The organism is Bradyrhizobium sp. 45 (assembly GCF_023073155.1).
Classification (GTDB): domain Bacteria; phylum Pseudomonadota; class Alphaproteobacteria; order Rhizobiales; family Xanthobacteraceae; genus Bradyrhizobium; species Bradyrhizobium canariense_D.
Genome location: NZ_JADPIX010000109.1, coordinates 153,850 through 178,903 on the forward strand (window position 1 = coordinate 153,850; position 25,054 = coordinate 178,903).

Consider the following 25,054-nt stretch of genomic DNA (forward strand, 5'->3'; position numbering starts at 1 on the left):
GGGAACTGGTCTCCCGTTCCGGGACCGTCAACATGGTGCTGTTTCCACCGCCGACGGTGGTTGCTGCGGCCGTGCTTGAGTGGATACGAAGCGGACAGTTCTTTAGCGATCTGTTGGCCAGCCTCTTTCGCGTCACCACGGGATTCATCATAGGCGGCACGCTCGGCATCCTGCTCGGTGTTCTCACCGGCCAATTCCCCGTTATCTCGAGCTTGCTGTCCCCGCTATTCCATATCTTGCGGCCAATTCCGCCGATTGCGTTCGTGCCGATCGTCATCCTCTGGTTCGGCCTGTCGGAGGCGGGAAAATTGTTCCTCGTCGTATGGGGCGTATTCTTCACGGTATGGCTTTCGACTCACATCGGCGTGCAGAAGGTCGACCGTGGCCTGATCCGGGCGGCATTGATGCTCGGCACGCCCCGACGGCAGATGCTGCAGGAGATCGTGCTGCTGGGCGCGCTTCCCTACATTGTCGTCGGGTTGCGCACCGCCGTCAGCATCTCCTTCTACACGCTCGTCGCGGCTGAACTGGCCGGCGCTTTCGCCGGCATTGTGTACAGGATCGAGATTGCGCAGCAGAATTTGCAAACGGGCCAGGTCATGGGCGGGCTCGCAGCGCTCGGGTTGATGTCGTTCATCGCCGACCGGCTGTTTGCGGCTCTTGCCGAACGTATCGTCTGGTGGCGCTGATGTCGGGATCTCGATCGGGCATGAAACTGGCACTGGCAAGTTCGCCTGCCTCCGTCGAATCGGCGCGAAAACAACCGGCCATTCAAGTCTCGAACCTGAGCATCGTTTTCGACACCAAGCGCGGGCAAATCATCGCGGTCGATCGCGTTTCGTTTGACGTGGCGCCTGGCGAGTTCGTCTGCATCGCCGGTCCCTCCGGCTGCGGCAAGTCGACGGTGCTCAATACGATCGCCGGGCTGGAAGTGCCGTTCGAAGGCGAGATCCTGGTCGAGGGCGCGCCCGTCTACAGTCCGCGTCCCGATGTCGGCATGGTGTTCCAGCAGCCGCATCTCTTCCCCTGGAAGTCCGTCCGCAGCAACATCGCCCACGGTCCCAGGATGCTCGGCAAGTCCACGACGGAAGCGTATGCCATCGCCGACGATCTGATCGCGATGGTCGGCCTCAAGCGTTTCGCCGACGCTTATCCGAACACGCTGTCCGGCGGCATGCAACAGCGCGTGGCGATCGCGCGAGCGCTGGCCAATCAGCCCCGTGTGCTGCTGATGGACGAGCCCTTCGGGGCGCTCGACGCGCAGACCCGCGCGGTGATGCAGGACAATCTGCTGGCGCTGCGCGACCGGATCAAGGCGACGATCGTGTTCGTGACGCATGACATCGATGAAGCCATCGTGCTGGCCGACCGCGTTCTCATCATGAGCGCGGGACCCGGCCGCATCCTGCGCGAAGTCGCGGTCAAGCTGCCGCGCCCACGGTCGAGTTCTGTCATGGTCGAGCCAGCATATCTTTCGCTCAAGAAGGATTGTCTCGACGTCATCCGCGCAGAAGGGTTGCGGGCGTTCAATCAGTCGGACGCGGACTGACGCGGAGCCCGCGCGTCTGAGGCGAACGCAGCGGGCTGGCATGGTTCTTGAATAGCCGATGCCGGGTCTCACATGCGGAGCCGGCCATGCACAGGGCGAACAGCGCGATAGCGGCAGGTGTGATGCTCGCGGAGTCGGACGATCTCGTCAGACCGCTGCCCGGCCTGCTGGATGGTCTCAACCGGGCTGATTGCAATCGCTTGCGTGCGATCGGACGCGAAAAGATCCTGGAAGCCGGCCAACTGGTTTGGTCTCAGGGCGACGCACAGGCCGGAATCTACCTGATCAGCGAGGGGCGCATACGCAGCTACTATGCGGCACCGTCGGGGCGCGAAGTCACGCTCGCCTATTGGTTTCCCGGCAACTTCGTCGGCGGGCCCGACATATTCGGGACGGGCCCGCACATGTGGACATCGGTTGCGGCCGAGCGCAGCCGGTTGACGTTCATGCCCGGACTGGCATTGCGGGGGCTTGCGCTCGAATCGCCGGCAATCGCCGTCGCCTTGCTGGATGCCCTCGCATTCAAGGCGCGATGCTATTCGGCAATGGCCCAGATGCTTGGGACGCGCTCGGTCACCGAGCGGCTGCACAGCCTGCTGATCTTCCTGTCGCACGTCTACGGCGTGAAACGCGACGGCGAGATCGTCGTCGGCATGCCGTTTACGCACGGCGACCTTGCCAATCTGATCGGATCCACCCGCCAATGGGTGACCGTGCAACTCGCGCGGCTCCAGGACGAAGGCGTGATCAGATACGAAAGATCCGTGATTTCGATCCTGGATGTTTCTACACTCGGGCAGGCGATGGGATAATGTCCGCCCGTTAGCCGGCAGACTTCAATTCGAATGCCGATCCGTCTGCGCCGGCCTCGAACCGCCGTGCGAGTCCGATCAGCGCGCGATCGTGCCAGGCCGGCGCCAGCAGGGTCACGCCCATGGGCATGCCGTTCGGCAATTTCGTATTCGGAACGGCGACGCCGCAGAGATCGAGCAGATTGGCAAAGTACGAGTAGTAGCCCAGACGATTGTTGAGGGTGATCGGATCACGATGCATCTCCTCCAGTGTGAACGGCCGCGGTGCTGTCGGAACCACCAGGGCATCGATGCCGGCAAAGATTGCTTCGGCGTCGCGGCGAAGCCGGTGCAGCCGGTGAATGGCGCCAAACGTGTCGATCGCCGAATACCCGGCGGCTGAGCCCAGCACGGTCCTCGTGACATCAAGCAAGGCGCCGGATTCGACGTCGATGAGCGAAGCGATGGCCGAGTGCCGCTCCGCGACCCAGGGACCGCTGAACATCAACTCCCCGGCCTGGCGGAATGGGGCGAAGTCCACCTCGATCGCCGTTCCTCCGATATGAGCAAGACGTTCGCAGGCACTCTCGTAGAGTTCGCCGCATTCCGACATGCCGAAGCATTCGAGATCTGCTGGCGCAACGCGGCCGAACCGGAATGATGCCGCCGCCCCGTTGGCGGGGAAAAAGGTTCTGGGCAGGCGGCTGTACGGATCTTCGAAATCAAACCCTTCGATGATGTCGAGGATTGCTTCGCCGTCGCTGACGGTATTGCAGAATACCGACACGCAATCGATCGTCGGACAATTCGGCACCAGGCCACGTGATGACACCAGCCCAACGGTGGGCTTGATTCCGACGATGTTGTTGAACCCGGCAGGTATGCGCCCCGAGCCGCCGGTATCGGTGCCGAGCGCAAAGGCGACGTGCCCCGCCGCCACGGCGACCGCGGAGCCGGAACTGGAACCGCCCGCAACATAGCGCGCATCGGCAACCGACGCGCAAGGGCCATGGGGCGAGCGCACGCCGGACAGGCCTGTGGCGAACTGATCGAGATTGGTCTTTCCGAGGCAAATTGCGCCGGCTGCGGTGAGGCGTTCGACGCTATGCGCGGAATGCCAGGGCGTATAGCTGAACGCCGGACATGCGGCAGTGGTCGGCATTCCCGCGACGTCGATGTTGTCCTTCACACCAAATGGAATGCCGAGCAGCGGAAGATTTTCGCCCGTCCGCGCGCGCGCCACCAGCTTATGGCATTCTTCGAGTGCCTCCTGCCGCGGGCGAAGATAGATCCAGCAATTGCGGTCGCGCTCGGCCTCGATCCGGTCATACGCCGTTCCGATCGCCTCCAGCAGCAGGGACGAACTCCTGGCAATGCCTTCGTAGTTTGTCCTGAGGCGCGCGACACACTGGCTCACGGAATATCTCCTCATCCAACCGGCAGGCGCGAAATTGCGGCAGCTCTGCGCGGCCAACAAGCAATTAAGTGCTTCGCCCAAATGGCCGCCTGACCGGAAACGCACCGCTCAAACAAAAAGGGCGCCGTGCCGAAGCACGACGCCCTCGTTTGTCGCTATACGGGCGATCAGTTGGTCTGCTGGATCGCCGACAGTTCCCAGGTGCCGCCCGGACGTCGGGCAAAGGTCCAGACTTCGGTGGCCTCGCCCGGCTGCTCGCTGCCGGCGACAATCGCGCCGGTATTGCGGTCGAGCGTCTTGTCGGTGAGCGCGAAGCGCAGCGCCACCGTCGCGTAATCGGTCTCGCCTTCGCGCCAGGATTCCGCGAGGTCGCCCTGCAACAGCTTCACACCGCTGACCTTGTTGACGACATTGCGCGCGCGGTTCTGGCCGAGGTCCTGCTCGAAATAGGAGACCATTTCCGGCGTCGCGAGCGTGTGCAGCTTGGCCACGTCCTCGTTGGACCAGGCCGACTGGACGTCGCTGAGCAGGCGCTCGAACGCTTCATAGTCGTCCGGCTTGATCTCGAGCGGTGCGTTGTTGGCGCCGAAGCCGAAGCCACCGCCAAGACCACTACGATTGTTCGCCTGCGGTCCCGGACCGGCACCGGCGTCAGCATTGGCATAGGCCGCCTGCGGGGTGTGGCGGCGCTGCCACCAGGACATCGCCAGCCGAACCACGAGCACCACGAGGACGATCTGGATGATCAGGCCGATGATCGACGACAGGCCACCGAGGCCGCCGAACAGGCCACCGCCGAACAGCATGCCGAGCAGGCCCGCGCCGAGGAACCCGGCCGCAAGGCCGCCCATGAAGCCGCCGGCCCGGCCGAACAGACCGCCACGCGCGGGTGCGGCGGCAGCCGAATTCATGCCTGCGCCCGGCTGGGTGTAGGTCCGATTGAACTGCGAGGTCGAGCCCGGCGCGGTCGTGGTCGATTGCGGGGCCGAATAGGTGCGCGAACCGCGCGAACCCGACGACATACCGCCACCGACGCGCGCGTCGGCGGACGAGATCGCCAGCGCAGTCGGCAGCGCAAGCGCCAGCACGACGGCAATCGTCTTCAAGAGACTGCGGGAGCGTTGCGAGAAATTCATGTTGGTTTCCCAGATCCCCGGCATGGGGATGTGCCCCTAAGATGGGCAGCCTTCCGTAAAAAGGAAGCCACTATCGGAACTTATGGCTGCGGCCCTCAGTCGCGGGGATGTGGCAAAAGCCCATATTTGGCGGCGGCTTGGCCGGGTGTGCAAAGGAGCCGCGGTCGCCGGCTACCGGTCGGTTTGGCGACAGCAGTTCAGCTTTTTTCCGTCATTGCGAGCGAAGCGAAGCAATCCAGGCTGTTTCCGCGGAGGCAACTGGATTGCTTCGTCGCTTCGCTCCTCGCAATGACGGAGAATGTGGAGCCCGCGCCCTCACCCCGCCTTCGCCATCGTCTCCTTCACGGCCGCCACGAGCTGGCTAAGTGTGAACGGCTTGGGCAGGAAGTCGAACTGCTGGCCTTCGGGCAGGCTCTTCTCGAACGCGTCCTCGGCGTAGCCGGAAACGAAGATGAACTTGATGTCGGGGTTCTTCTCGCGCATCGCCTTGAGCAATGTCGGGCCGTCCATCTCCGGCATGACGACGTCGGACACGACGAGATCGATTCCGCCGCTCTGCTCTTCCAGCACCTCCAGCGCCTCGACGCCGTTCTCGGCCTCGACCACGGTGTAGCCGCGCGAGCGCAGCCCGCGTGCGTTGAGCGCGCGCAGACCCTCCTCGTCCTCGACCAGGAGGATGGTGCCCTGTCCGGTGAGATCGGTGCGGGGCTTGGCGTCCGCCACGGACCCGGCCTCCTTCGCGGCACCATTGCTGGCGCCAACGACCGGCGCCGGCTGCTCGACCTGCACCTCCGGCTCGGCATGATGGCGCGGCAGGAAGATGTGGAACGAGGTGCCCTGCCCGGGCTCGGAGTCCACGTAAATGAAACCGCCGGTCTGCTTGACGATGCCATAGACGGTGGAGAGCCCGAGGCCGGTGCCCTTGCCGACCTCCTTGGTCGAGAAGAACGGCTCGAAGATCTTGTCGCGGATGTCGGCGGGAATGCCGGTACCGGTGTCGGCGACCTCGATCCGCACATAGTCGGCGGCTGGCATGCCCTTGTAGGCCAGCCTGGCCGCTTCCTCGGTGGTGACGTTTGCGGTGCGGATGATCAGCTTGCCGCCGTCGGGCATGGCGTCGCGCGCGTTGACCGCGAGGTTGACGATGACCTGCTCGAACTGGGAAACGTCGACCTTGACCGGCCAGAGATCTCGGCCGTGGATGGTCTCGTGCTTGACCTTCTCGCCGATCAGCCGGCGCAGCAGCATGGCGAGATCGGAGAGCGCATCGCCGAGGTCGAGCACCTGCGGCCGCAGCGTCTGCCGGCGCGAGAACGCCAGCAACTGCCGCACCAGCGTGGCGGCCCGCGTCGCGTTCTGCTTGATCTGCATGATGTCCTGGAACGACGGGTCGGTCGGCTTGTGCGCGTTCAGCAGGAAGTCGTTCGCCATCATGATGGCGGAGAGCACGTTGTTGAAGTCGTGGGCGATGCCGCCCGCGAGCTGGCCGACGGTCTCCATCTTCTGCGACTGGTTGATCTGGTTCTCCAGCGCGCGCCGCTCGGTGGTCTCGAGCATGTGCACAATGGCGACTTCGGCGTCGTTCTCGGCCGCATCCACCGGCGTGACGAAGAACTGGCCCCAGCGCTCTCTGGTTCCTTCGAGCGCCACTTCGACCGGCGCGACGTCGGCCTGGCCCTGGGCAGCCTGGTTGATGGCCGCGATCAAAAGGTGCCGGTCGCGCGAATTGACCGCGCGGAAGATCGACTTGCTGGCGCTGTCGAGCCCCAGTGCCTGCCCGAGCTTGGCGTAGCGCGCATTGGCGCGCACGACATTGCCGCCACGGTCTACCGTCGCGATCGCCATCGGGGTATGGTCGAAGAAGCGCATGAAGCGCACTTCGGCGGCGCGATCCGGATCGCTGCGCTCGTCGCGGGCACGGCTGATCACCAGCGTACGCGACGGGCCCGGCGCACCGTCGGCGCCGAAGGCGAGCTTGTGATAGAGCCGAACCGGCATGGTCTTGCCGGTACGCATGCGCAGGTCGATGTCGAAGACTTCCGTCTTGACCTCGCCCGGCACCGCCACGATCGCGGTGAGCAGCGAAGCACCGTCGCCGGAGACGATGTCGGTGAGCTTCAGCCCGCCCGAGCCGATCTCGGCGAGGTCGTAGTCGAGCCAGTTCGCCAGCGTCGCATTGACATAAGCGAGCTCGCCGGCCGGATTGACCGAGAAGAAACCGCAAGGCGCGTGATCGAGATATTCGATCGCGTGCTGGAGTTCCTGGAACACGTCCTCCTGGCGCTCGCGGTCGCGGGTGATGTCTGCGATCGACCACACCGCGTATCTCGTCTCGCGCTTGCCGGTGCCGAGGGGCCGCACCCGCATGCGGAGCCAGCGGCCCTGGCTGCCATCATTGCCGGAGATGCGGACCTCTTCCTGCTGCCGCTTGCCTTCGCGCGCGGCTTTCAACAGGCGGAACACCGCCTCGGAGACGTCGGGGTTGCCGATGAAGACGCGCTCCACGGGGCGCACGTCCTGCGGACCGGCGGCGCCGGTCAGCGTCAGGTAGGCCGCATTGGAATAGACCACATGGCCGCGCGGGTCGGTCACGGCGAGGCCGTCGAAGGCGTGGTCGGCGATGCGCCCCATCACGGGATCGTCGAGATTGCGATCGGCGAAGCGGATGATGCCGGCGGCGAAGGCGAACAGGTTGAACAGGCCGACCATCGCCAGCACGGCGAGGATACCGAGGATATAGGGCTGGGCCTGCGCGCGCCCGAGCGTCATCAACCCGACGGCAACGGCGACGAGGCCGGCGGCCACCAGCAGCACCAGCGCAATGCTGCCCGAGCGCGGCGACGGCTCGTGCGCCGCAACGGGCTCGCGTGTGAGGTCGTGGTCGGTCTCGGCAGTCATCTCAAGCTGGCACAGCCTGTCGGCAGAGAATCAACGCGCTACAGGGCGCGCAGGGTCCTCCCTGCCTGAATCGGACCCGCAGGCGCAAGGGCAGCATGGGCGAAAGGTACGCTGATTCCCAGATTACGGCCATTTCCAGTACTTTTCAGGGGTTTTATTGCCGGCTGGCACCGAATCCGCTCTTCAGACGCATGACGTAGCCGATGACTTCGGCGACCGCATGGTAATGCTCGGTCGGGATTTCCTCGTCGATCTCGACGGTGGCGTAGAGCGCGCGGGCGAGCGGAACGTTCTCGACGATCGGGATGTCGTGCTCGCGCGCGATCTCCCGGATCTTGAAAGCGAGGTTGTCGACGCCCTTGGCGACGCAGATCGGCGCCGACATGCCACGCTCGTAGGACAGCGCGATCGAATAGTGGGTCGGGTTGGTGATGATCACCGAGGCCTTGGGAACCGCCGCCATCATGCGCTTCTTGGAGCGCTGCTGGCGCAGCTGCCTGAGCTTGCCCTTGATGTGCGGATCGCCTTCGGACTGCTTGTACTCTTCCTTGATCTCCTGGAGCGACATCTTCTGGCGCTGGAACCAGCTGCGATACTGGAAGAAATAGTCGCCGATGGCGATGATCGCGAGCGCCGCGACTACCGCGCCGAGCAGATGAATGGTCAGGCTGGTGGAGGCGCCGAGCAGGGCGGCCGGATCGAGCCTGACCATCGCCTCCATGCGATGCCGCTCCGGCCACAGGATCACGGTCATGACCGCGCCGAGCACGATCAGCTTGCCGAGACCCTTGAGGAAGTTCGCCGCCGCTTGCTTGCCGAAGATGCGCTTGAGGCCTTCGGCAGGCGACAGCTTGCTGAACTTGGGCTTGAGGGATTCGGCCGACCAGACCAGGCGGTGCTGCAGCATGTTGCCGGCAATTGCCGCCAGCACCAGCATCAGCAGCGGAACGCCCACCGCCGCGAGCACCGCGACTTCGATCTGCTGCATCAGGGCGAGCAGCGCCCTGCCGTCGGTCTTGATCATCCAGGAATTGGCGAGCAGGTTGCGCATCGGCGCCAACAGCCCGCTGCCGACTGATCCCGAGAAGCTCGAAACCACGAGCGTGGCGCCCGCGATCATGAACCAGGTGTTGATCTCCTGGCTCTTGGCGACGTCACCGCGTTCCAGCGCCTCTTCGAGACGTTTTTGCGTCGGGTCTTCTGTTTGACTCTCTGGATCGTTGTCTTCCGCCATCGATCACCTGGTCACTTGAGTGGCATCATCTGGTGCATGACACCGATGAAGTAGTCGAGATAGGTGCCCATCATCGCCGTGAGCACCACGGCGAGCACCAGGAAGCCGGCGAAAATCGAGAGCGGCACGCCGACGAAATAGACCTGCATCTGCGGCATCAGCCGCGCCAGCACGCCGAGCCCGATGTTGAAGACGAGGCCGAACACCAGGAACGGGCCGGAAAGTTGCAAACCCAGGCGGAACGCGGCGGCAAAGGCGCGCGTCGCAAGCGCAGCGACATCGCCGCTCGATACGGTCTCGCCGGGCGCGAAGATAGTATAGCTGTCGTTCAGTGCCGCGATGACCAGATGATGGCTATCGGTGGCGAACAGCAGCGTCACCCCCAGTATCGTCAGAAAGTTGCCGACCAGCACGCCCTGCTGTCCCTGCGTCGGATCGACCGAGGTGACGAAGCCGAGCCCCATCTGCTGTGCGATCACGGCACCGGCGACCTGCAGCGCCGACAACGTCACCCGCGCGGTCGCCCCCAGTACGATGCCGATCACGATCTCATGCAGCATCAGGACCAGCAGCGGCGCGATCGAGCCCATATCGACCTGATAGGCGTTGCGATGCAGCGGCAGGATGATCAGCGTGAGCAGCAGCGCGATCGACAGTTTGATCCGTGTCGGGATATTGGTCTCGCCCAGCCCCGGCAACAGCATCACCATCGCGCCGACCCGGGCAAAGGCGAGCATGAAGGAGGCGGCAAGCGCCGGCAGCAGCGAGACGTCGATGCGCATGATGGGCGCATAGTGCCTCAGCCGCCGATGATTCGCGACGATATCCGCAGCATGTGGGAATGCAGTGCGTCGGCCATGAACGGCAATGCCAACAGCATCGTGGCAAAGATGGCCAGGATCTTCGGCACATAGATCAGCGTCTGCTCCTGGATCTGCGTCAGCGCCTGGAACAGCGACACGACGACGCCGACAACGAGGCCAACCACCATCAGGGGCGACGACACGATCACGATGGTCCAGATCGCATCACGCGCGACGTCGAGGGTTTCCGGTCCGGTCATTGCACAGTCCTCTATTCAAGTCTCATCCCCACCGCTTGATGAGGACGACACGAACCTCTCCTCGTCATTGCGAGCGAAGCGAAGCAATCCAGACTGCCACCGCGGAAAGATTCTGGATTGCTTCGCTACGCTCGCAATGACGATGGATAAAATCAGATCGGCATCTTCATGATGTCTTCATAGGCCGCGATCACGCGGTCGCGGACAGAGACCAGCGTGGACACGGCGACGTCGGTATCTGCGACCGCCGTCACCACGTCCATCACGTTGGCCTTCCCGGCGGCCATCGCCACCGTCTGTGCGTCCGATTTACGGCCGGACTCCAGGACGCTGCCGACAGTATCTTTCAGAAGAGAGGCGAAGGACTGCCCGCTCGGCTCGCTGCCCTTGCCGGCACCGCTGTTCTCCAGCACGCGAGCGAGGTTTGCATAGGCGTTGGCGGCAATTGTCGGTGTTGCCATGGTTCAAATGTCCTGTTCAGCTCTTGAGGATGTCGAGGGTGCGCTGGATCATCCGGCGCGTCGCGCTGATGATGTTGAGGTTGGCCTCGTACGACCGCTGCGCGTCGCGGATGTCGGTCATCTCGACCACCGAGTTCACGTTGGGATATTTGACGTTGCCGGTCGCATCCGCCGCCGGATTGTTCGGCTCGTATTTGGTGCGGAAATTGGACTGGTCGGGCTTGATCCTGCCAAGGGTGACGACCTGCGCGTCGAGTGTACGGTCGAGCGCGGAGGAGAACGTCGGCACCTTGCGCCGGTAGGGATCGCCGCCGGCGGTCTGCGAGGTCGAATCCGCGTTCGCGATGTTCTCGGAAATCACCCGCATGCGCCCGGCCTGCGCCCGCAGACCGGAGGTCGCGATAGCCATCGAACGGGCAAAGTCGCTGCTGTCATTCGCCATGATGCGCTTCCTCTAGCTCTAGCCTTTGCCGATCGCGGTCTTGAGCAGGTGCAGGCTCTTCGAGTAGAGCGAGGTCGCCGCCGCATAATCCATCTGGTTGCTGGCGGCCTTCATCATCTCCTCTTCGAGATTGACGGCGTTGCCCGCGGGGCGGGTCTCAAAACCCGCATTCTTGTTTTGGTCGAATCCGGAGGCCGCGCCTGACGGCGCCATGTGGGAACCGCTGGTGCGGGTAAGCGTCAAGGGCCCCATCGAACCCGTGACGGCCCCGGCCTTGTCCAGTTTCGGCTCCACCAGGTCGCGCGGCCGGAATTTGGGCGTGTCGGAATTGGAGACGTTCTCGGACAGGACGCGCTGGCGCTCCTGGTGCCATTGCATCTTGGTGCGAAGCGCCGATAGCACCGGAAGATCGTTGATGGACATCGTTGCGGCTCCTTCCGCCTCGCAGGACCCAGGTCCGAAGCTAGGCAGAATTTGCCGCCTGTATGGTTAACAGCCGGTTAAGGAGGTCGCAGGCAGTTGTCCCCCGGCGGGACACCACTGCGCGTGCCCCGTGATTCTACGCCTCCAGAAGCGGCATTAACCCAACCGCTTGGCGGCGCATTCACAGGTCAAGAAGTCGTTTTGGATCGAGCGATTCATGGGTTATTAAGAGTTGGGGACGGCAAAACTTGCCGTGGGACGTTAAGAAATCGCAGTTTGGGGCAACGTAAGCCGGTGGTTGGCGCATCTGACCACTGGCCCGAGACAAGCGCCATTTGTCGGGGACAAGTATGCAAGGCAGCCCTATCACCTTCATCGTCGCGTTCATCGTCGTTCTGGCGTTGATCGGCGTCGCTGCATGGCTGGTTCGCCGATTCGCCACCAGCCGGCTCGGCGCAAACACCCAGCGCGGCCGGATGCCCCGGCTCGCCGTCATCGATGCCGCCGCGGTCGACGGTCGCCGCCGTCTGGTGCTGGTCCGGCGTGACAATGTCGAGCATCTTCTGATGATCGGTGGCCCCACCGACATCGTCGTCGAACCCAACATCGTGCGCGCAGTACCCGGCCGCGACCAGCTCCCGCAGCGTTCCAATGCCGCCGAGCCGCCGCGTCTTGCGCCGATGCATGATACCAGCAGCTGGGCCGACGAAGCACCGCGGCCCGAGCTGCTCGATCATCCCGAGCCGCAAATGCCCGAGCCGCCACCGCGGCCCGCGCGTCCCTCCTTCGCCGACGAAGTGCGCCGGCCCGCTCCCGGGCTGGCCGAACGCCGCAACGAGCCGCCACTGGCCGGCTTCACCTCCGAGCCGCTCGCGCCGCGCCCCGAGCGCGAGCCGCGTCCCGAACCTATTCCGCCGCGCGTTGCGCGCAACGAACCCCCTCTGATGCCGCGCCCGCCCCGCCAGAGCGAGCCGGTAAAGGCGCCTCCGGTGCGCTCCGAGCGCGTAGCCGCGCCTCCTCCGCCTGTGCCGCAGGCTCCGCCCGTTCCGCCGCCGGCGTCCGCTCCTGGGGGGCCATCGAGCGCCGAGCAGAATCTCGCCGAGATGGCGCAGCGGCTCGAAGCTGCGCTGCGCCGCCCCGCCGGCGAGACGCTTGCCCCACCGGTCGCCCCGGAGCCCCCGGCCGCTCCTCCGCGTGTGGCCCGCAGCGAGCCGCCGGCGCCATCGGCACCTGCCGCAAAGCCGGCTCCGGAAAAGACCAGCTTTGAAAATCTCGAAGACGAGATGGCCTCGTTGCTCGGCCGTCCGAAGCCGTCTTCGTGAGGCTGCCGGCCCTCCCGCGTAGAGTTTTTCTTCTTTCTGTCCTGATCGGCGCGGCTTCGCTCGCGATGCCGGCACATGCGCAGGACATCAGCATCAATCTCGGCGGCGGAGGCGCTGGCGGTGGCGGCGTCACCGAGCGCGCGATCCAGCTGATCGCGCTGCTCACGGTGCTGTCGATCGCCCCGTCGATCCTGATCATGATGACGTCGTTCACGCGCATCGTGGTCGTGCTGTCGCTGCTGCGCACCGCAATGGGCACCGCGACCGCCCCGCCGAACTCGGTGATCATCGCGCTGGCGATGTTCCTCACCTTCTTCGTGATGGGACCCGTCCTGCAAAAATCCTACGACGAAGGCATCCGTCCGCTGGTCGCCAATCAGCTCGGCGTCGAGGACGCGCTCCAGCGCGCCTCCGTCCCCCTGCGCGGCTTCATGCAGAAGAACGTCCGCGAGAAGGACCTCAAGCTGTTCCTGGATCTCTCCGGCGAGCCGCCGCCGGCAACCCCCGACGATCTAGGCTTACGCATCCTCGTCCCCGCCTTCATGATCTCGGAGCTGAAGCGCGCCTTCGAGATCGGCTTTCTGCTGTTCCTTCCCTTCCTGATCATCGACCTCGTCGTCGCGTCCGTGCTGATGTCGATGGGCATGATGATGCTGCCGCCGGCAACGATCTCGCTGCCGTTCAAGCTGATCTTCTTCGTGCTGGTCGACGGCTGGTCGCTGGTGGCAGGCAGTCTGGTGCAGAGTTACGGGGGGTAGCGGTCCTGGGCAGAGGTCAGCGACCCCATCCTCTCTAGCCCGATGCTTGTAGGCGTGCACTTGAGCTTACCAGCGCAAGGCGGAAGCCTGCTATCGTCAGCGCGTTCGGAGGCTCGTGATATATCGGAATATGCTCAGGTTGCGCATTCAATGGGTCATTGATATGATGGTCATCATCCCTAGATCCGAAGCGGCTTATGACCAGCAACGTCGAAAACCATCTGCTCGCTCGGGTCGTGCCGCTCGGTCTTCAGGTCGCCGTTCTTGCTGCGTTGTCTGCGAGTGGCACGTTGGCCACCAACATTCTGTTGCCTTCGCTACCGAGTATCGCCGTCGCGGTAGGCGTCTCCAGCGCTCAGGTAACGTCAGCTATCACCATATTCCTCGCCATGTTCGCGGTGGGACAACTTGTTGTCGGTCCGTTGTCGGATCGTTTCGGCCGGCGCGTGCCCGTGATGATCGGGTTTGCTGTATTTTTCGCAGGTAGCATATGGTGCGCGTTAGCCAATGATTTGGCGGCACTATTGATTGGCCGCGTTGTGCAGGCCGGTGGCGCATGTGCCACGTCTGTCCTTTCGCGAGCTATCGCAAGAGATCTTTTCCAGGGCGAAAAGCTAGCGCGCGTGCTCACCTTTGTTATGGTTGCGATGGCAGCGGCGCCTGGATTCTCGCCCCTGGTCGGTGGCGCGCTGGATCATTTTTTTGGCTGGCGTTCAGCCTTTGTGTTCGTCGGAATCTTTGCCGTCGTCGCCGCTTCGGCATTTCTTGCGGCTTTCGGAGAAACGCACCACGCGCCACGCGCCGAGTTCAATTCCTCGACGATCGCCAAGAATTACTGGTCGCTATCGACTGACCGCCGTTTCGTGGTTCCTGCCACAACTGTTAGCCTCATCTTAGGTGCGCTGTTTGCAATGTTTTCGGCGTTGCCGCGTGTCTTGATAGAAGGCCTCGACTTCACACCCATGCAACTCGGCCTGTTCTTCGCAGGCACTGTCATGATCGTCTTTAGTGCCGGCATTATCGCTACCAAAATTGTTCCGCACCTTGGTCTCGACCGATCGATTTGCATCGGTCTCGCGCTGGCCTGTGTCGGCGGCGGCATGGTGTTGCTATTCGCGCTTTTCGACGGGCGCTTTTTGCCATTTCTTGTCGGCGCATGTGTATTCCTGCTGGGCATGGGCATGGTCAATCCGCTCTGCAGCGCGCAAGCTCTTTCGCCATTCGGCGATCGCGCCGGTGCTGCCTCGGCCCTGTTAGGTTTCTGGCAGATGTTGGCCGCGGCGCTAGGCGTATCGCTTGCGGCGGTGATCGCAAGCAACCCCATGATCGGGCTTGGTCTTGTGCTAGTGCTTGCCTCGAGCTTGGGCTCGGCAATTTATCAGGTCCGGGCAAAGCTCAATTAGCCCCGTTAACGTCGCTTGCTGGCCTTAGCGGCTTCCCCTGTTTCCACGCCCTAAGATCGGTTCGCGGAGCATATGTTTCTCACAATGGACCTGGAGCCCTCAGCCGACTAGCAAAGGCAAACGGGCCATGTCCGGTCTCAAAGACTGAATGGACAAGGCCTACGTCCTCGCGGACTGATCGGGTTGATGAGTACGCGGGCGATAGTCTTCGGCCCTGCCCGTCACTTGAGAACTGGCTCACGGGTACCTGTCGCGAGGCCAAGAAGGAGCGGCGATCCTATCGCGTCATCTTGATCTGGCGCACGACGGGGATCGTGGGCAGCGAGCCGGTGTGGTCGGACTCGTCCTTGGCCTGTGGAGAGGCCGGCGCGCGGGCGGTGGCGTCGGGAAAGCGCTGCTTCATCTCGCGCAGGAAGCCGTCGAGCGTGTCGACGCTGGCAGCCAGCTTGGCGATATCGGCAAATTCGGCGCTGGAAGCGCCGGTCGGTTTGCTCGCGATGTCGAAGGCGAGCCGATCGGCGCTCTCGCTCATCAGCGGCGCATATTTCTCGCGGAAGCGCGACATGCCGATCGAGTCGTCGGCGAGCGCATAACCGACGGCGGCGCGGATGATGTCGCTTTTCTCCACCGCGTTGAGCGGCTTGAAGTCACGGAAGCGCTCGCCGTAATAGAGCTCGATCTGCTCGGCGGATTCACGCCAGCGCCGCGCCGCCCAGAAGATATCCGAGCGTAGGCGCAGCACCTCGCGGCCTGTAACGTTGGAGACGATATCGAGCGCAAGATCGTGGCGGCCGACGTCGCTCTGTGCACGCGCCTCCAGCAGCAGGCGTTGCTGCCTGAGCTCGCCTGAGAGGTCGCTGATCCGGCTCGCGCGCAACGCCGTGATCGCCATGTCGGGTCTGCGATTGGCGAGATAGATCATGGAGAGGCGCGCAGCGACTTGCGCACGCGCCGCGCCTTCGAGGCGATGGTCGACCTGGTATTGCAGGAGCTCGGCGGCCTGGTCGAGCAGATCGATCGAGGCGAGACGGTCGGCGAGGCGTCGGATCAGTTCGTCGCCGCGGCGGCCGATCGGCGTCAGCTCACGGAACTCGTAGAACATCCCGAGCGATTCGATCGGCGGCAGCTCGTCGCCCTTGGGTCCCAGGAAGAGCTGCGTAAACAGGTCGGAGGCGAGGTCTTGCGCCTGGCGCGAGGCTTCCGCGTTCGGCTGCAGCTTTGTCGCGGTGCGCGCCGCGGTGAGCGCGTCCCGGTAGCGTCCGTTCTCTGCAAACATCTGCGACAGCATCTGCAGCGTCTTGACCTCAATCGAGTCGCCGCGCCAGGTCATCGAGAGCGTTTCGAGCTCGCGCAACGCGTCTTCCTTGCCGATCTCGTCGCGCTTCTGCCGCAGCGCGACCTCGAGCTGCTTGGCCTCGGCCGCAGCCGGCCGATCGGACGAGCCGACGGCGAACTTGTAGTCGTCGAGCGCGTCCTTGTCGTGGCCGAGCGCCTCGGCAAGCCGGCCGCGCAGCACGGCAAAGCCGGGCGCGGCCTCGGGCGAGACGCCGACCACCTCGAGCTCGCTGCGGCGCTTGGAGGCGCCGGCATAGTCCTTCACCTCGAGCGAAGCGCGCATCGCCTCCATCGTCACGATGCGCTGGATGTCGAGCGGTAGCGAGGCGATGGCGAATTCGACGTTCTTGAACTTCTCGCGCGCGTCCGCCCATTTGCCTTGGCGCGCATAGGCGAGCGCTTTCCAGAGCTGGGAATCGTGGCTGTTGCCGATCACGGGGTTGGCGAGGTCCTTCAGGCCCTGCGCCGGCCGACCGATCAGGATGCTCGCGATCGCATGCATGATCAGCGCACCGCTCTCCTCCTTGTTGAGAGGATCGGCGAGCATCAATTCGGTGACGGCCTTCGCCTCGTGATACATCGCGCGCGACATGTAGAATTGCGCGAGGTCGAGCCGCGGCAGGGAACGCATCGCCGGTTCGAGGTTGGCGATCGCCGTGATCAGCTCGTTCTGGCGCGCTATGAAATTTTCCGACTGGCCCTTGCGCCAACCTTCGGGGCTGAAGACCGGCCGCACTGCGGTCGGCGCGCGCTCGGCCGAGATGTCGACCGGGGACAGCGTTAGCCCGCCCTTTTTGCCGAGGATGACCTTGTCAGCCCCGACCTCGACGCCGACCTCATCGGAATTCGGCCGGATCGCGATGCCATGCGCGGATTCCAGCAGCGCGAGATCGACGAGGTCCTGCCGCTTGATGAAGCCGCGCACCGGCCGCTGCGCGGTGATGACATAGAGCGTGTCGCCGGCATCGGGATCGGTGAGCTTGTGCAGGAGCCCCGGATTGGCGAAGGGGATCGCGATGTTGGCGAGCGCCGGGTCGGTGATGTTGCGCGAGATCATCAGCGGCAGCGGCGTCGCCTGGATCTTGTCGGCGAGGGTCAAGAGCCAGTTGGTCTGCTTGCCGACCTCCTCGCTCGACAGCGAATAGACCAGCGGCCGGGTGAGACGGATGCGCACGGCCTGTCCCTTCTCGAGCGGGACGCGGCCGACCTCGCCGATCATCGCACCGCCCTTGGTGCGGATCGCCTCGACGTCGATCGGCTTTGCCGTATCGAACACCAGCCAAACGGTGTCGCCGCGGCGGAACGCCGCCGCAGGGGTTGCGACCTGAAGCGGGAAAGTTACCCGCAGGCCGTCGCTGTCGCGGCGGACATCGACGCTGGCACCAGTCGGCTGCGGCGCAGCGGGCGCCCCTGCTGGCGCGGCCTTGACGGGCTCCTTGACCGGCTCTTTGGGAGCATCCTTCACGACCTCTTGAAGCGCTTCGGCCATGACCGGCTTGGCGGGCGCGACCGCAGCGTCTGCAACTGGCGCGACAGACTTCGAAACTTCCTTGGGCGCTTCCTTGGGCGCTTGCGCAGCGGGCGCGGCTTCGGATGCAGGAGCCGGCACCGATTTCGGCGCTTCAGCGGGCGGCATGGCGGCAGGCGCTTCCGGCTTCACCTCGGGCTTGGCATCGATCCTGGCTTCGCGCGCGATCGTCTCGGACGTCGGCGGCGCGATCTCGCGATGCGCGTCCTTCGGCTTCTCGGCCGCCGGCTTTTCAGGCGCAGGCGCCGGTCCATGAGCGGCGGGCTTGGCCTGCGCGATCGCAGCTTCCGCCGACGTGGCCATCTTGCCCTTGTCCGGCTGGAAGGAGATGTCGACGACGTAGTTCTTCTCGTCGCGGAACGAATGCACGTCGGAATCGCCGATCAGCGCGATCTCGACACTGGTCTGGTCGATGTCGGCCTTCTGCTTGATCGAGGCGACGTTCGGCGGCGCTGCGACGACCGCGTCCGCCAGATCGAAATTCAGGTTGGCGTTGAAGGCGAGCGTGAGCTTCTGTTCGTTGAGCACGGAGGATACGCCGACGCCGTCCGGCATCTCGAACACGAAGCGGACGAAGGTCGGCTGCACCGACGCGCGCACGCGGATCTGCGGCCGCTTCTTGCTCTCCGCCGCGGCGCGCTGGGCGCGTAATGCGCGTTCGGCGACGCGCGCGCGCTCGGCGAGTTCCTTGACGACGTCCATCGGCAGGCTTGGCGGCGGCCCCTTCCAACCCTCCGGCAAGAGGTCGATGAAGGTGCGTTCGCCGGCATTCATGGTGTTGACGGTGACGCGCCGCGCCAGCGACAGGCGGATGGCGCCGCCATCGGGATCGCGGCGGGCGGAGTTGACGTAATCGGGCGCGCCTTCCGGGACGCGATCGACGGGAACGTCGACCGCCCGGTCGAAACGGATGACGAGAATGGAGCCGGCCGTCGTAACCTCTGACGGAACGTCCTCCCCGAGCTTGATCACGAGACGGGCAAAGCCGCCGCTGGCCGAGAAAGTCGCCTCGCCCCTGATCGCGTCGGCCGCCCGGACAGGCGCCGTGAAGCCGATCAGCAGGCTGGCTGCCAGCAGCGGCGCCGCGCGGACATGACGCGACAGCCTCCGCGCCAGGGCGCGGGCTCGCGACACAAATCCAGCGGCAGCGTCTCGCGCCATTGGCGGCATTACTTCCGGTTCGACGGTCCACGCCGGCATTGCTGCCGGCCCCTGCCCCAGACTGTAGATTTTGGCAATTAAGGACTTCTTAAGTATGAGCCCTCAATTCGGCTTTTGCGTCGGCTTGCCGTCGATCTTGGGCAGCTCGCCGGCCGAGGCGGACTGATCGCCGCCGCCATTGGCCCTGCGGGCCATCTCGACCGTCAGCCGCTCGGCGGCCTCCGGGGACATCAATCCCATGATGTCCGACATTTTTCGCGGCGCGATCTGCGAGGCGATCTCAATCAGCACGCCCATCTCGAGCCGGTCAAAGACCCGCGCGGCGTCCTTGGGCTTCATGCCCTCATACATGGTCACGAGGCCCTTCATGCGCTGGGCTTCGGCGGCCTTCTGCTCGGCCTGCGTCGCGGAGATACGGGTTTCTACCGCCTTCATCTCCTCGACCTTGTTTTCGATGCGCTTCTCGGCGGATTTCAACAGGCTCTCGCGGATGTCGATCTCGCGCTGGCGGGCCTCGATCTCCTGGCGACGCGACTGCAGGCGTTCCAGGATCGAGCGCTCCGAGGCGGAGATCTGCGGCTGGGCTTCCTCCTTGACCGCGGCGCCTTCGGACTTGGTGTCCGGTGCGGCCGGCTTCGGCGCCTCCTTCGGCGCGCCATGGGTCGAGCCCGTGATATCGGGATCCTCGCGGCTGGCCGGGAAGTTCAGATTCTCCTGCGCCCAGGACTTCTTGGTCTGGCTCGGCTTGTAGTCGAAGACATAGCCGCCATTGATCACAAGACCCGTGACCTTCAGCGTGGCCAGGCCAGCGACGGCAACCAGCACGATCGGAATGACGCGGATGTTGCGAAAAGACTTCATACCCTGACTTTATGCGGCAAGACCGTTGGATCGTCGGCGTTCGGAGAAGGCTTCGGCCGCAGCCGCCACCGCCTTCGCCGACGAAGGCTTGGCTGCGGGCGCGGCGACCGTTTCCGGGTTCGTCACGGGGCGCGCGGCGATCGCGATCTTGGACAGGCGCCGCACCACGTTGTCGGCTTCGCCGAGCTGCTTGTAGAGCTGCTCGGACATCTGGGTCGCCGCCGCAAGCTGGCTGCCGAGGTTCTCGTTGACGTCGCGCACGGCGAGCTTCAGCCCGCCGATCGCGCGCTCGGCGATCTCGGTTGCGGTGATCAGCTCGCCGATGACCGCCTTCAGCGAATGCTCGTCCGCCTTCAGCCGCGTCAGTCGCTTGTTGAGCGTGACGCAGTAGACGATAGTCAGCATCAGCAGGACAGCCACCAGCGTCTCGATCGCCATTCCCAGGGAGTGGTTCATGGGGCCTCCATCATCTTGTTCTGCTCGTCGACCTTTTCGAACATCGCAAGTGTCGTACTTGGCTTGCGCAAGGGTTTCGTCACCCGTATCGCGACGCGGTCGCCGACCCGGCCCATGCGTCCTTCGGTGATGGTGACGTCGCCGCAGCGAACGGTGACGCTGGCATCCGCGCGCATGTCCAGCGGCAGCGTGTCCCCGACCTTCAGCCGCATCAGTTGCTTGAGCGGAATGTCGGCTTCGTAGAGCACGGCGTCGACGGAGATCTCGGCCTGGACGATCTCGGTGGCGAAGTGGCCTTCCCAGATCTGGTCGCGGCCGAACTTTTCGCCCATGAACATCTGGAGCAGGACGCCCCGGATCGGCTCGATGGTCGCGTAAGGCAGCAACAGCTCGATGTTGCCGCCGCGATCTTCCATGTCGATGCGCAGCCGCACCAGGATCGCTGCGTTGGCAGGACGGCTGATCGCGGCGAAACGCGGGTTGGTCTCGAGCCGGTCGATGGTGAAGGTCACCGGCGACAGCGGCCGGAACGCCTGTTCGGCATCGGCCATGACGACTTCGACCAATCGCTTGACCAACTCTGTCTCGATCGTGGTGTAGGGCCGGCCCTCGATGCGCAGCTGGCTCGAGCCGCGGCGGCCGCCGAGCAGCACGTCGATCATCGAGTAGATCAGGCTGGAATCGACCACGGCCATGCCGAAATTGTCCCACTCTTCGGCCTTGAAGACGGTGAGGACGGCGGGCAGCGGGATCGAGTTCATATAGTCGCCGAAGCGCACCGAGGTGATGCGGTCGAGCGAGACTTCGACGTTGTCGGAGGTGAAATTGCGTAAGGAGGTCGTCAGCAATCGCACCAGGCGGTCGAAGACGATTTCGAGCATCGGCAGACGCTCGTAGGAGACCATTGCCGAATCGATGATGGCGCGAATGCCGGAATGATCGTCGAGCGTGACGTCGCCGACCGCGAAGCCGAGGAGGTTGTCGATCTCCTCCTGCGACAGCACGCGTTCGCCGGAATTCTTACCGGCGCCGAGATCGCGGCTGCCATCCTCGACCATGGCCGCCCATTGCAGGGCCATGGTCTCGGATAGTTCGTTTTCGGCAGCAGCCTTCGCGGCCTCAGCGGGATCCTCGGAATCGAGCGAGGCCTCCCATTGGGCGGCAATTGCATCCTGGTCTGGTTGGTCGGTGCCTGCCATGATCCCTAGCCCGTCATGCTCACTGGATCACGACTTCCTTGAACAGCACCGCGCTGACCTGGACCGGAGCCACCGCCGCATTGACGCGCTTGGTCAGCTCTTCCTTGAGGCGGAAGATGCCGGCGGAACCGTTGAGGTCGGAGGAGCGCAGCTCGCGCGCATAGGTCTGGAAGATGTCGGTGATGCGCGGCATCGTCGGCTTGATCGCCTCGACCTGCTTCTCTTCCTTCAGCTCCAGCACGATCTTGAGCTTCAGATATTGCACGCGCTCGCCCGGCGCGCCGGCGAGGTTGACCATGATGTCGGGAACCTCGACGAAAGCCGGCGGCTTCGGCGGAGGCGCCGCCTCGGCGTGATGCTCGTCGTCGCCGTGACGGAAAAAGAAGAACCACGTCGCGGCGCCGCCGCCGAGAACGGCGAGCAGGCCCACCACCATGATCATCAGCTTGAACTTGTTCTTGGGCGGAGCGGCTTCCGCGCCCTCAGCGGCTCCGCCGCCTTCCGCTTCATTCTCTGCCATGATCGCCGCGCTCGCTCATCTCTCAAAAGGGTCGAAAGAGCGAAGCTCCTGGCAGACAGTGACGCGATACAAATGCCCCAGCGCAGTGCTCCTCTTACGCGCAAACGCTACGGTAATAATGGTTAACGGAACCTTTCGATTGGGCCTTCACTAGGAAAAATCTGCCGGGCAAACATGGCTAACAGACCCTTTCTGCCGCCTCCCCGCATCCTCGAAAAACAGACAAGGTATTGAAAGTACATAATTTTCCCGCCTGGCACGAGTTTCGCTGAGAAAGGACCGAGACCCAAGGTTTGGGAGAACCCGAGGTCTCGTTCACGGGATCGGCCAATGCGCTTGGGAGAGCGAGCTGGCAGATCTCACTCAGGGGAGATTTCCGATGCAGAACGCGCTTCTGATCGGCTTGTCACGACAGATGACGTTGGAACGGCAGATGGATGTCATCGCCAACAACGTCGCCAACGCCAACACCAACGGCTTCAAGGCCGATCATTCGCTGTTCGAGGAGTACCTCAACTCGAACGCGCGTGAGGACAATTTCGTCGGCTCCGACCGCCGGGTCTCCTATGTGCAGGACCGCGGCACCTTCCGCGACGTCGGCCAGGGGCCGATGGAGCCGACCAAGAATCCGCTCGACATGGCGATCAGCGGCAATGCCTATTTCGCGGTTCAGGCCAATGGCGCCGAGCGCTACACCCGGGACGGAAAATTCTCGCTCAACAGCACCGGCCAGCTCGTCACCTCCGACGGCAACCTCGTGCTGGGCACCAGCGGCCCGATCACCTTCCAGCCGACCGACCACGACATCAACGTCGCGCCGGACGGCACCGTCACGGTGCTCGAGGGCACGGCCAAAAACGATTCGATCCGCGGCAAGATCCGCATGGCCTCGTTCGACGATCCGGCCAAGCTGACCAAGCTGGGCGCCAACCTTTATGACATCGGCTCCGCGGTCCCGCAGGCCGACACCAAGTCGACCGTGCAGCAGGGCTATGTCGAGAAGTCGAACGTGAACTCGGTCGGTGAGATGAGCCGCATGGTCGAAGTCATGCGCAGCTACACCGCCATCGCCAACCTGCTCCAGCAGCAGAGTGACATGCACAAGTCGGCGATCGAGAAGCTCGCCGACGTTCCGGCCTGATTGAGGGAGAACTGACATGCAGGCGCTTCACACCGCAGCAACCGGAATGGCGGCACAGGAACTCAACGTTCAGGTGATCTCCAACAACATCGCCAACCTGCGCACCACCGGCTTCAAGAAGCAGACCGCGGCGTTCCAGGATCTGATTTACGAACACGTCCGCCGGGTCGGCGCCCAGTCGTCCGACCAGGGCACCATCCTGCCGGTCGGCGTCGACATCGGCGGCGGCGTCAAGACCGTCGGCACGCCGCGCAGCATGACCCAGGGCACGCTGTCGCAGACCGGCAACGACCTCGACATGGCCATCACGGGCGAAGGTTTCTTCAAGATCCTGATGCCCGACGGCAGCTACCAGTACACCCGCGACGGCACCTTCCAGATGGACAATCAGGGGCGCATCGTCACGGCGCAGGGCAACCCGGTGCAACCGACGATTACGATCCCGAACAACGCCTCGGGCCTCACCATCAACGTGCAGGGCCAGGTCTCGGTGACGCTGCCGGGTTCGTCGACCTCGGCCGTCCAGGGCCAGATCGGCCTGACCCGATTTATCAACAAAGCGGGCCTCCAGCCGGTCGGCAACAATCAGTTCACCGAGACGCCCTCCTCCGGCCCGCCGCAGGACGGTACCGCGAGCTCCGAGGGTTTCGGCAACATCACCCAGAGCAGCCTCGAGCAGGCCAATGTCGACGTCGTCTCGGAGATGAGCGACCTGATCGCCGCCCAGCGCGCCTACGAGATGAACGCCAAGGTGATCAGCGCCGCCGACCAGATGATGCAGTCGACCACGGCGTTGTTCCGCTGAGGTGATGACGATGATCCGCACCACCCTCGCCACGATCTCCGCTCTCCTCGTGCTGGCGCTGCCCGCACGGGCCGCCGACGACTTCATCGCGACGCCGACGCTGCGCGCGAGCATCACCGTGACCTCGGACGTGGTGCGGGTCGGCGATCTCATCGACAATGCCGGCTCGGCCGCGCTAATCCCGGTCTACCGCTCGCCCGATCTCGGCACCACCGGCGCGCTGCCGGTCGCCCACGTGCTGGCGGTGTTGCGCGCAAAGCAGGTGATCGGCGTGATGACCGGCGACATCAAGGAGGTCCAGGTCACCCGTCTCGCCCGCACGCTCGTGAACAAGGACCTCGAGACCGCGGTCGCCTCGGCGCTCGAGCGCCGCTTTGGACTTGGCGATGCCGCCAACATCACCGTCACGTTCGACCGCGGCATTGCCGACATGCGGCTGGATGCCTCCAACACCGGCGTGCTGCAGCCGGTGGCAACCCGCTACGACGCCCGCAGCGGCCGTTTCGACATCGCCTTCGAGATCAACAACGACAACAATCCGGCACCGACCAAGCTGCGTTTTACCGGCACCGCGATCGAAACGGTGGAAGTGGCCGTGCTGACGCGCGACATCGACCGCGTCGATCTCCTGAAGGCGTCCGATGTCGCCATGGAGCGGCGGCCGAAGGCCGAGGTCACCGGTGAGGCCGCCTCGCGCGATCGCACGCTCGGCATGCAGCTCCGCCGGCCGATGCGGGCGGGGACGCCGATCCGCGTCGCCGACATCGTCAAGCCCGACTTCGTGCAGCGCGACCAGAACGTCACCGTCATCTACCAGGTTCCCGGAATCTATCTCACCACGCGCGGCAAGGCGATCGAGAGCGGCGCCGAGGGCGATACCATCAGCGTGCTCAACCTGCAGACCAAGCGCACGCTGAGCGGCGTCGTCACCGGCCGCGGCCAGGTGACGGTCCAGGGCGCCAGCCAGGCCGCGCCGATGCCGGCCGCGGTAGAACAGACCTCCTCGCTCAAGCGCGACGAGGCGCCCGCCCCCGTCGATACCGCAGCCCTCGTCCGGAACCTGGTCCAAGCCCCGGCATCCCCGGCCCAGATCGCACAAGCCCAGATCCCGCAAGTTCGCGTCTCGCAAACTCCAGCCAAGTCAGAGTAAG

The 25,054-nt window shown here is 64.3% G+C and carries 23 protein-coding genes; 9 read left to right on the top strand and 14 right to left on the bottom strand.

The features are described 5' to 3' along the window. Positions 1–32 precede the first annotated feature (32 nt). The 3 genes from IVB42_RS18365 (at position 33) to IVB42_RS18375 (ending at position 2,361) form a co-directional block, all read left to right on the top strand. Positions 33–689, top strand: a complete 657-nt coding sequence (locus IVB42_RS18365) for an ABC transporter permease (protein WP_247368182.1) — start codon at positions 33–35, stop codon at positions 687–689. Positions 690–709: 20 nt separating this feature from the next. After that, a complete protein-coding gene (locus IVB42_RS18370; protein WP_247368184.1) occupies positions 710–1,549 on the top strand; it encodes an ABC transporter ATP-binding protein in 840 nt (279 codons plus the stop codon). Between the two features lie 86 nt (positions 1,550–1,635). Continuing rightward, positions 1,636–2,361, top strand: a complete 726-nt coding sequence (locus IVB42_RS18375) for a Crp/Fnr family transcriptional regulator (RefSeq protein WP_247406908.1) — start codon at positions 1,636–1,638, stop codon at positions 2,359–2,361. A 10-nt stretch (positions 2,362–2,371) separates the two neighbouring features. On the opposite strand, the gene atzF is transcribed toward IVB42_RS18375, so the two are convergent. The 9 genes from atzF to flgB all read right to left on the bottom strand — a co-directional run bounded on the left by atzF (position 2,372) and on the right by flgB (position 11,414). Beyond that, positions 2,372–3,757: an allophanate hydrolase gene (gene atzF, locus IVB42_RS18380; RefSeq protein ID WP_247297214.1), complete on the bottom strand. Its 1,386-nt coding sequence runs from the start codon at positions 3,755–3,757 to the stop codon at positions 2,372–2,374. Positions 3,758–3,924: 167 nt separating this feature from the next. Further along, the gene (locus IVB42_RS18385) at positions 3,925–4,917 is read right to left on the bottom strand and encodes a Tim44-like domain-containing protein (protein ID WP_247470729.1); all 993 of its coding nucleotides are present in this window, start codon (positions 4,915–4,917) and stop codon (positions 3,925–3,927) included. A gap of 291 nt (positions 4,918–5,208) precedes the next feature. Further along, positions 5,209–7,791 (bottom strand): PAS domain-containing protein, encoded by a 2,583-nt coding sequence (locus IVB42_RS18390; protein WP_247470732.1) that lies wholly within the window; start codon positions 7,789–7,791, stop codon positions 5,209–5,211. A 154-nt stretch (positions 7,792–7,945) separates the two neighbouring features. Next, a complete protein-coding gene (flhB, locus tag IVB42_RS18395) occupies positions 7,946–9,025 on the bottom strand; it encodes a flagellar biosynthesis protein FlhB (RefSeq protein ID WP_247377919.1) in 1,080 nt (359 codons plus the stop codon). Positions 9,026–9,036: 11 nt separating this feature from the next. After that, a complete protein-coding gene (fliR, locus tag IVB42_RS18400) occupies positions 9,037–9,807 on the bottom strand; it encodes a flagellar biosynthetic protein FliR (RefSeq protein WP_007602155.1) in 771 nt (256 codons plus the stop codon). A gap of 17 nt (positions 9,808–9,824) precedes the next feature. Then, positions 9,825–10,088, bottom strand: coding sequence for a flagellar biosynthesis protein FliQ (fliQ, locus tag IVB42_RS18405; protein WP_007612284.1), 264 nt, complete (start codon positions 10,086–10,088; stop codon positions 9,825–9,827). A gap of 152 nt (positions 10,089–10,240) precedes the next feature. Continuing rightward, the gene (fliE, locus tag IVB42_RS18410) at positions 10,241–10,549 is read right to left on the bottom strand and encodes a flagellar hook-basal body complex protein FliE (RefSeq protein WP_007612285.1); all 309 of its coding nucleotides are present in this window, start codon (positions 10,547–10,549) and stop codon (positions 10,241–10,243) included. A gap of 16 nt (positions 10,550–10,565) precedes the next feature. Beyond that, positions 10,566–10,991: a flagellar basal body rod protein FlgC gene (gene flgC / locus IVB42_RS18415; protein ID WP_247361817.1), complete on the bottom strand. Its 426-nt coding sequence runs from the start codon at positions 10,989–10,991 to the stop codon at positions 10,566–10,568. Positions 10,992–11,009: 18 nt separating this feature from the next. Continuing rightward, positions 11,010–11,414 carry a flagellar basal body rod protein FlgB gene (flgB, locus tag IVB42_RS18420; RefSeq protein WP_247361815.1) on the bottom strand — a complete coding sequence of 135 codons (405 nt, stop codon included), beginning with the start codon at positions 11,412–11,414 and terminating at the stop codon, positions 11,010–11,012. A 350-nt stretch (positions 11,415–11,764) separates the two neighbouring features. Here flgB and IVB42_RS18425 point away from each other — a divergent pair, with 350 nt between their 5' ends. The 3 genes from IVB42_RS18425 to IVB42_RS18435 all read left to right on the top strand — a co-directional run bounded on the left by IVB42_RS18425 (position 11,765) and on the right by IVB42_RS18435 (position 14,897). Next, a complete protein-coding gene (locus tag IVB42_RS18425) occupies positions 11,765–12,736 on the top strand; it encodes a flagellar biosynthetic protein FliO (protein WP_247453350.1) in 972 nt (323 codons plus the stop codon). Next, complete coding sequence (fliP, locus tag IVB42_RS18430) at positions 12,733–13,494, top strand: flagellar type III secretion system pore protein FliP (RefSeq protein WP_026233171.1); 762 nt, start codon at positions 12,733–12,735, stop codon at positions 13,492–13,494. Before IVB42_RS18425 ends, fliP begins: the two co-directional genes overlap by 4 nt. Before the next feature lie 197 nt (positions 13,495–13,691). Then, positions 13,692–14,897: a multidrug effflux MFS transporter gene (locus tag IVB42_RS18435; protein WP_247470736.1), complete on the top strand. Its 1,206-nt coding sequence runs from the start codon at positions 13,692–13,694 to the stop codon at positions 14,895–14,897. Between the two features lie 277 nt (positions 14,898–15,174). Here IVB42_RS18435 and IVB42_RS18440 read toward each other — a convergent pair whose 3' ends face one another. From IVB42_RS18440 to fliL, 5 genes are all read right to left on the bottom strand, one after another. Next, positions 15,175–18,921 (bottom strand): tetratricopeptide repeat protein, encoded by a 3,747-nt coding sequence (locus IVB42_RS18440; RefSeq protein ID WP_247470739.1) that lies wholly within the window; start codon positions 18,919–18,921, stop codon positions 15,175–15,177. A gap of 102 nt (positions 18,922–19,023) precedes the next feature. Next, a complete protein-coding gene (locus IVB42_RS18445; RefSeq protein WP_247470742.1) occupies positions 19,024–19,782 on the bottom strand; it encodes a flagellar protein FlbB in 759 nt (252 codons plus the stop codon). A 9-nt stretch (positions 19,783–19,791) separates the two neighbouring features. Continuing rightward, on the bottom strand, positions 19,792–20,238 hold the full coding sequence (locus IVB42_RS18450; protein WP_247470745.1) for a DUF6468 domain-containing protein: 447 nt from the start codon (positions 20,236–20,238) through the stop codon (positions 19,792–19,794). Then, complete coding sequence (fliM, locus tag IVB42_RS18455) at positions 20,235–21,437, bottom strand: flagellar motor switch protein FliM (RefSeq protein WP_018456420.1); 1,203 nt, start codon at positions 21,435–21,437, stop codon at positions 20,235–20,237. The genes IVB42_RS18450 and fliM overlap by 4 nt, the downstream gene beginning before the upstream one ends. 19 nt (positions 21,438–21,456) lie before the next feature. Continuing rightward, on the bottom strand, positions 21,457–21,957 hold the full coding sequence (gene fliL, locus IVB42_RS18460) for a flagellar basal body-associated protein FliL (protein WP_007602133.1): 501 nt from the start codon (positions 21,955–21,957) through the stop codon (positions 21,457–21,459). Positions 21,958–22,336: 379 nt separating this feature from the next. Between fliL and flgF the strand changes: the two genes are divergently transcribed. Genes flgF through flgA form a run of 3 tightly spaced genes read left to right on the top strand, consistent with a single transcriptional unit; the run spans position 22,337 to position 25,053 of the window. Beyond that, a complete protein-coding gene (flgF, locus tag IVB42_RS18465; protein WP_085349414.1) occupies positions 22,337–23,098 on the top strand; it encodes a flagellar basal-body rod protein FlgF in 762 nt (253 codons plus the stop codon). A gap of 16 nt (positions 23,099–23,114) precedes the next feature. Next, positions 23,115–23,903, top strand: coding sequence for a flagellar basal-body rod protein FlgG (gene flgG, locus IVB42_RS18470; RefSeq protein ID WP_007602131.1), 789 nt, complete (start codon positions 23,115–23,117; stop codon positions 23,901–23,903). 10 nt (positions 23,904–23,913) lie between these two features. After that, positions 23,914–25,053 (top strand): flagellar basal body P-ring formation chaperone FlgA, encoded by a 1,140-nt coding sequence (gene flgA, locus IVB42_RS18475; RefSeq protein WP_247368204.1) that lies wholly within the window; start codon positions 23,914–23,916, stop codon positions 25,051–25,053. The last annotated feature ends 1 nt before the right edge of the window (position 25,054 follow it).

Excerpts from the sequence above, each read along its gene's own strand:
- IVB42_RS18365 (WP_247368182.1), top strand. The coding sequence starts at position 33 with ATGGTGCTGTTTCCACCGCCGACGGTGGTTGCTGCGGCCGTGCTTGAG.
- IVB42_RS18370 (WP_247368184.1), top strand. The coding sequence starts at position 710 with ATGAAACTGGCACTGGCAAGTTCGCCTGCCTCCGTCGAATCGGCGCGA.
- IVB42_RS18375 (WP_247406908.1), top strand. The coding sequence starts at position 1,636 with ATGCACAGGGCGAACAGCGCGATAGCGGCAGGTGTGATGCTCGCGGAG.
- IVB42_RS18385 (WP_247470729.1), bottom strand. The coding sequence starts at position 4,917 with ATGCCGGGGATCTGGGAAACCAACATGAATTTCTCGCAACGCTCCCGC.
- IVB42_RS18390 (WP_247470732.1), bottom strand. The coding sequence starts at position 7,791 with ATGACTGCCGAGACCGACCACGACCTCACACGCGAGCCCGTTGCGGCG.
- flhB (WP_247377919.1), bottom strand. The coding sequence starts at position 9,025 with ATGGCGGAAGACAACGATCCAGAGAGTCAAACAGAAGACCCGACGCAA.
- fliR (WP_007602155.1), bottom strand. The coding sequence starts at position 9,807 with ATGCGCATCGACGTCTCGCTGCTGCCGGCGCTTGCCGCCTCCTTCATG.
- fliQ (WP_007612284.1), bottom strand. The coding sequence starts at position 10,088 with ATGACCGGACCGGAAACCCTCGACGTCGCGCGTGATGCGATCTGGACC.
- fliE (WP_007612285.1), bottom strand. The coding sequence starts at position 10,549 with ATGGCAACACCGACAATTGCCGCCAACGCCTATGCAAACCTCGCTCGC.
- flgC (WP_247361817.1), bottom strand. The coding sequence starts at position 10,991 with ATGGCGAATGACAGCAGCGACTTTGCCCGTTCGATGGCTATCGCGACC.
- flgB (WP_247361815.1), bottom strand. The coding sequence starts at position 11,414 with ATGTCCATCAACGATCTTCCGGTGCTATCGGCGCTTCGCACCAAGATG.
- IVB42_RS18425 (WP_247453350.1), top strand. The coding sequence starts at position 11,765 with ATGCAAGGCAGCCCTATCACCTTCATCGTCGCGTTCATCGTCGTTCTG.
- IVB42_RS18435 (WP_247470736.1), top strand. The coding sequence starts at position 13,692 with ATGACCAGCAACGTCGAAAACCATCTGCTCGCTCGGGTCGTGCCGCTC.
- IVB42_RS18440 (WP_247470739.1), bottom strand. The coding sequence starts at position 18,921 with ATGGCGCGAGACGCTGCCGCTGGATTTGTGTCGCGAGCCCGCGCCCTG.
- IVB42_RS18445 (WP_247470742.1), bottom strand. The coding sequence starts at position 19,782 with ATGAAGTCTTTTCGCAACATCCGCGTCATTCCGATCGTGCTGGTTGCC.
- IVB42_RS18450 (WP_247470745.1), bottom strand. The coding sequence starts at position 20,238 with ATGAACCACTCCCTGGGAATGGCGATCGAGACGCTGGTGGCTGTCCTG.
- fliM (WP_018456420.1), bottom strand. The coding sequence starts at position 21,437 with ATGGCAGGCACCGACCAACCAGACCAGGATGCAATTGCCGCCCAATGG.
- fliL (WP_007602133.1), bottom strand. The coding sequence starts at position 21,957 with ATGGCAGAGAATGAAGCGGAAGGCGGCGGAGCCGCTGAGGGCGCGGAA.
- flgF (WP_085349414.1), top strand. The coding sequence starts at position 22,337 with ATGCAGAACGCGCTTCTGATCGGCTTGTCACGACAGATGACGTTGGAA.
- flgG (WP_007602131.1), top strand. The coding sequence starts at position 23,115 with ATGCAGGCGCTTCACACCGCAGCAACCGGAATGGCGGCACAGGAACTC.
- flgA (WP_247368204.1), top strand. The coding sequence starts at position 23,914 with ATGATCCGCACCACCCTCGCCACGATCTCCGCTCTCCTCGTGCTGGCG.